Annotated in this window: 5 protein-coding genes; all 5 read right to left on the bottom strand. The window is 67.8% G+C overall.

From position 1 onward, the window contains the following. The coding region (locus GH737_RS12565) for a PD-(D/E)XK nuclease family protein (protein WP_476749616.1) at positions 1 to 1,214 on the bottom strand (1,214 nt) is incomplete at its 3' end. Further along, the gene (locus tag GH737_RS12560) at positions 1,207 to 1,968 is read right to left on the bottom strand and encodes a nucleotidyltransferase family protein (protein ID WP_155265148.1); all 762 of its coding nucleotides are present in this window, start codon (positions 1,966 to 1,968) and stop codon (positions 1,207 to 1,209) included. The genes GH737_RS12565 and GH737_RS12560, both read right to left, overlap by 8 nt. Then, complete coding sequence (locus GH737_RS12555; protein ID WP_230558799.1) at positions 1,965 to 2,963, bottom strand: aminoglycoside phosphotransferase family protein; 999 nt, start codon at positions 2,961 to 2,963, stop codon at positions 1,965 to 1,967. The genes GH737_RS12560 and GH737_RS12555 overlap by 4 nt, the downstream gene beginning before the upstream one ends. Beyond that, positions 2,948 to 3,382, bottom strand: a complete 435-nt coding sequence (gene tsaE / locus GH737_RS12550; RefSeq protein WP_155265146.1) for a tRNA (adenosine(37)-N6)-threonylcarbamoyltransferase complex ATPase subunit type 1 TsaE — start codon at positions 3,380 to 3,382, stop codon at positions 2,948 to 2,950. Before tsaE ends, GH737_RS12555 begins: the two co-directional genes overlap by 16 nt. Continuing rightward, positions 3,379 to 5,343, bottom strand: a complete 1,965-nt coding sequence (locus GH737_RS12545; protein ID WP_155265145.1) for a sensor histidine kinase — start codon at positions 5,341 to 5,343, stop codon at positions 3,379 to 3,381. The genes tsaE and GH737_RS12545 overlap by 4 nt, the downstream gene beginning before the upstream one ends. Positions 5,344 to 5,467 lie beyond the last annotated feature (124 nt).

Raw genomic sequence — 5,467 nt, 5'->3', positions numbered from 1 at the left:
GCGGCGATGCCGAGCAGCAACGTCCCGGCGGCAGCCTGCGACAGCGGCTTTCCGGCGCTGTCGTCCGCCTCGATGGCCCATCGTCGGAGCAGCGCCGAGACACGCCCGGCGAGCTGGCGGTCCGGCGTGACCAGTGCGGCCGTTTTACCGGGGGTCTCGAGCGCCTCGCGCAGCGCCAGCGCGATCGCCTGCGCCTCGGCGGCCGGATCGGGAAGCTCCGCCAGGCGAATTCGGCCAAGGCGCCGATCGGCCGGGCGAAGGTCCTTCCATTTGTGTGAATATCCGGACGCGGCCATCGCGTTGGAGACCGCACGTGACCGCGCCGGCGGCGATGCCGACCGCCCCGACCAGCGCCAGCGCTGCACCTCGCCACGCGCAACGCCAATTCGGTCGAGATGAAGCTTTAAATGATATTGCGGGTGGGTCGCTTCGCCGCGTCCGTTCTCGTCGGGTCCGAGCGCGTCCCATTCTTCCACCGGAAAAACGTCTTCGAGCCACAGTCCCGGCAGGACGGCCATTCCTCCTGGCATGCGCGCTACCCGGCCGACCAGCGCCGCGACAGCGGGCGCAGCGGTGGTGAGACCAGCCGCGACCGTGAACCCGGTCGGCGGCTCGCTCTTCCACTTTTCGGCCATGGCATGGAGCAGCTGGTTGCGGCGCTCGGCGAGATCGATTGCATTCTGCTCGCGCAGGATGGCTGGCCATGCCTCATAAATCAGCTCGAGCTTGGCGAGCGATTTCTCCCAATGGCTGGCCAGTTCGCTGGTCTCTTCGACCGCGGTCCGCAGTGCCGCAGGCGCGATCTCCTCGATCAGCAATGCGTCGAGCGTGCGTGCGAGGTCGGCGGCGAGCCGGAGCCCTTCCGCAGAACCTTCGGCGCCAACTATCGACGCGAGCCTCAGCGTGCGCTCCGTCGGATCGATCGCGGGCGGCAGCGGATCGCTTCCGAGCGGTTCCAGGCCGCCGCCGATGCGCTCGTCGAGCTCCGGATCCCCGACGGGGATCAGCCGCGGAAGCAGCAGGCCATTGCCGCTGGCGCGCACGAACGCTTCGGTCACGGCCCGCACCGCGCGGTTGTTCGGGAGCAGGATGCGCCCGCCTGCGAGGCCCAGCGGATCCTTTCCAAAGCGCGCAATCAGACCCGCGGCAAGCGCGTCGGCAAAAGAGCGGTGCGACGGGATGGTATAGACGGCGACCCGCTGCGGGTCAGACATTCCCGAGCGCCGTTTCCGTCAGCTGGATCGACTGGGGCGTGCCGACATCGAACCACAGGCCCTGGTGGACGGCACCGAAGCAGCGCCCCTCATCTATCGCCCGGTCCCACAAAATGTTGGTCGAGAATGGCCCTTCCGGCGCATCGCGGAGCAGGCGCTTCGACGCGATCTGGATACCGGTGAAGACAAACGGCGCGACATGGCTGCGCTCGCGCCGCCGCAGTCTTCCGCTGCGCTCCATATGGAAGTCGCCCATACCCTTGTGATTGAGCGCGCGCGCCTGCGGAACGAGCAGGAGCAGCGCGTCCATTCTGGCGTCGTCCCACTGCGACGCCAGCAGCTTGAGCGTATCCGCCGGCCCGTCGATCCACAGATTGTCGCTATTGAGCGCAAGGAAGGGATCGCAGTCGATCAGCGGCTCGGCTTTGACCAGCCCGCCCCCGGTTTCCATCAACAGGTCGCGCTCGTCGGAAATGACTACCTCCAGCCCGTGCTCCCGGCTCATCAGATGCGCCTCGAGCGCGGCGGCGAGGTAATGGACGTTGACCACGATTTTGCTGACGCCCGCCGCGTGCAGCTTCTCGAGCACATGATCGAGCAGCGCCTTCCCGCCGACTTCGATCAGCGGCTTGGGCTTGGTGGCGGTGAGCGGCCGCATGCGCTTGCCAAGGCCGGCGGCCATGATCATCGCGGTCTTCGGCACCTCGGCCGGCACTTCGGCGCGCAGGCGCAGCGCTTGCTTCGCCTGGCTCATGCGGCCTGTTTCCACGGCTCGCGCCGGTGCTCGGGCGCGATATTGGAGTCGAACCACTCGCGAACGGGTGCAAGGTGCGGCTGCTCGAGATCGCGCTCGAGCAGGCCCCACATGCGCGGCTGGAATCGCCGGTAATGGGGCTTGCCGTCGCGCTTCCACAGTCGGGTGAAGACCCCGAGGATGCGCGTGTTGCGCTGCGCGGCGAGCGCCCAATAAGCCTGCTCGAACGCTTCGCCATGCCCTGTTGCAGCCTTGTAGCGGTCGATCATCGCCCGCTCGATCGCGGCGGGCACGTCCCGCCGTGCGTCTTCGAGCACCGAGGCGAGGTCGTAAGCAGGATGGCCGGCGAGCGCGTCCTGGAAGTCGAGCAGGCCGAACTGCGCGACCCCGTCGCGCCCCTCGACCAGCATGATGTTTTCGGCATGATAGTCGCGAAGAACGGTGACTGGCCCGAGGCCGTCTCTCGCGACGGGTTCGAGCACCTGATTCCAGGCGATCTCATAGGCTCCGACGTCAACATCCGCCCCGACGGCGGGACAGTACCAGTCGGTGAACAGCTTTAGTTCGTCGAGCCATTGCTCGGGCCCGTGTGGCGGCAGAGCCTCCATCGGCGGGTGGCGGTGCAGGTGGACGAGCACGTCGGTCGCAAGCGCATACAGCTCCCGCTCGCGCCCGGGGTCGCTGTCCAGCGTTTCGCGCAGCCGCGCATTGCCGAAATCGCCGAGCAGCAGGAGTCCCTGCTTGAGGTCTCGCGCGAGGATTGGCGGCGCGCTCAGCCCGCGGCCGATCAGCCACTCGGCGACCGCGACGAACGGACGCGGGTCCTCGTGCGGCGGCGGCGCATCCATCAACACCGCCGTGCGGTCACCGTTCACCACCCGGAAATAGCGGCGGAAGGAGGCGTCGCCGGCGAGCGGCAGGATTTCGGCCCCTCCCCACCCGCAAGAGGCAAGGAATTCAGGCGCATGGGGCGGCGGGTTCATCGGGGCGGCCATCGTCCTTCCCATGACGGGGGCACCTTGGCTGTCAAGATTCTCTCGCCGTCTTGGGCAAAGTCGAGCGACAAAGCGAGCGCCTGCGGCCACGCATTAGCCCCCGCCCGCTCCGGCCATTCGACCAGCAGCACGGCATCGGCGGCCGAATCGAGCCCCAGTTCGTCGATCTCTGACGGGTGCTCGATACGGTAGAGGTCGACGTGCCACACCGGCGGCTCGAGTTCGTCGTAGGGCTGGACGATGGCGAAACTCGGGCTCGGAACGTCGCTCTCGTGACCGAGCGCCGCGATGAAACCCCGGGCGAGCGCCGTCTTGCCCACGCCGAGCGGCCCCGACAGCGTGATTGTGTCGCGCGGCCGCGCGATCGCCGCGACCGCTGCACCGAACCGCGCCGTCGCTTTCTCATCCTCGAGAATCATCGCGAGCCGCGCGGGATCGTCAGAGTCACCGTCGTGCCCTTGCCCTTTTTCGACTCAAGCTCCACCGTTCCGCCGTGCGCCTCGATGAACTGGCGCGTCAGCGGCAGCCCGAGGCCGAGGGCAGCTTCGCCGCGGACAGCTGTGTCACTCACGCGGTGGAAGCGGTCGAACACCCGCGGCATGTCCTTGGGCGCGATCCCTGGACCATTGTCGCCGATCCGAATTACCGCCCGCGTCTCGTCACCCTCGGCGACCAGCGTAATCTTCCCCTTCCGGTCGGTGTAGCCGATCGCATTCTGCAAAACATGCTCGACCGATTCGCGAAGGCGGCGCGCATCGCCGAACACATGACCCGCGGTCGGCGAAATTTCCGCCTCCAGTTTCTGTCCTTTCTCCGACGCGCGTGACCGCGCGGTGTCCACCGCAGCGCGGCACAGCCCGGCGACGTCGACACGCTCCTTCTCAAGCGGGGCGCCGCGTGCCTCTCCGGTGGTGAGGTCGAGGACGTCGTTGATCAGCTTCGACAGGCGGTCCACCGATTCGAGGATCGCGCCGACATAATCCCTGGCCTTGGTGGTGAGGTCGCCGGCATAGCCTCCGCCGAGCAGCTCGGCGAACCCGCCGATCGAGGTCAGCGGGGTCCTGAGCTCATAGCTCATGTTCGCCACGAAATCGGTCTTCACCCGGTCGGCTTCCTCGAGCGCCGTCGCCCGCTCGCGGAGAGCGGATTCGATCCGGGTCGAATCGGTGACGTCGACCATCGTGAAGAGCGCGTTGCCGTCCGGAAGCGGTACCGCGGCGAACTGGAAGTGGCGCCCGTCCGTCATGTTGATGCGCCCGCTCGCCGACTGGCGTTCGTTGGTCGTCTGGCGAACCATTTCCCGGATCTGCGCGGCCGCCGTGGGATTGACCAGCTTGCGGGCCATCGCCGGAACCAGCTCGTCAACCCGGGGATGCGTCGACAGCCATCCCTCGTCGAGCTCCCAATCCTCGAGGAAACGCCGGTTCCACAGGTACAGGCGCCCATCGCTCGCGAACACGCTGATCGCCTCGAACAGATTGTCGAAGGTCGCCGCGCGCACCCGCAACAGCGTGTCGCGCGCCGACGCGAGGCGCAGCTGCTCGGTGCGATCCTCGAGGAATAGCCGCAGGCCGCCGTCGGGAAGCGGCTGCGCGACGACCCGCAGGTGATCGCCGCCGGGAAGCATCCATTCTTCCTCGATCACCTCGTCCGGGCTGGTGAACCAGCCGCGGCGCTCCTCCTTCCAGGCGGGGAAGTCGCGCGCTTCCGGAAGCCGCTGGTTGTCCCGCATGCGGTCGATCACCCGGTCGAATTCGGGCTTTTCGGCGAGCCATTCGCGATCGAGCTGGGTCATCATCGCGAACGGGCGATTGAAGAAGCTGAGCGTCCGGTCGGGCTCGAACTGCGCCGTGCCCGCGGTCATTCGGTCGGCCAGCTCGCGCTGCGAATCGCGGTGGCGCGCAAGCTCGGCGCGGGCATCCTCGAGATCCTGGACGTCGACCGCGAAGCCGGCGACGGCGCGGGTCGACAGCGGGACGTTGACGATCCGCAGCATGCGCCGCTCGCCGTGGATGATCGCCGGCTGCATCCGCGACACGATGCGGCCGCTTTCCTGGGCCTCTCGCGCAGTCGCCGCCGCGCTGTCCTCGCCTTGCGCGTCGATCAGTTCCGCGGAGCGCTCGATGACATCGTGCGCGTCCCTGCCCTCGACGGCCTGGACGAAGGCGCTGTTGACGAGGCCGAGCCTGAGGTCGGGCCCGCGGTACCACATCGGGAACGGCGCCGCCTCGATGAGGTGCGTGAGCGAATCGAGCGCCGCTTCCGTCTGGCGAAGGCGCAGCGCGAGCTTCGCCCGCTCTTCCTCCCAGGTGCTCAGGTCGAAGAACCACAAGAGGAGCGTGCCGGGCGGTTCCGGGGCCGGCGCCGGGCCGCCGCGCACCTACGCGAAAACCCTTAGCGAGTGAGCAGACCGAATGCGCTAGTCTGCCGCCGGATCGGAGGAGCAAATGGGCAGCAATCGAGTTGACTCCATGCAGAGCATCGACGCTCAGGACATCGCGGCG

The organism is Sphingomonas segetis (assembly GCF_009720245.1).
Lineage (GTDB): Bacteria > Pseudomonadota > Alphaproteobacteria > Sphingomonadales > Sphingomonadaceae > Sphingomicrobium > Sphingomicrobium segetis.
The sequence above is the reverse complement of the archived record's forward strand: the minus strand, read 5'-3'. Positions and strand labels throughout refer to the sequence as shown.

Excerpts from the sequence above, each read along its gene's own strand:
- tsaE (WP_155265146.1), bottom strand. The coding sequence starts at position 3,382 with ATGATTCTCGAGGATGAGAAAGCGACGGCGCGGTTCGGTGCAGCGGTC.
- GH737_RS12555 (WP_230558799.1), bottom strand. The coding sequence starts at position 2,963 with ATGGCCGCCCCGATGAACCCGCCGCCCCATGCGCCTGAATTCCTTGCC.
- GH737_RS12560 (WP_155265148.1), bottom strand. The coding sequence starts at position 1,968 with ATGAGCCAGGCGAAGCAAGCGCTGCGCCTGCGCGCCGAAGTGCCGGCC.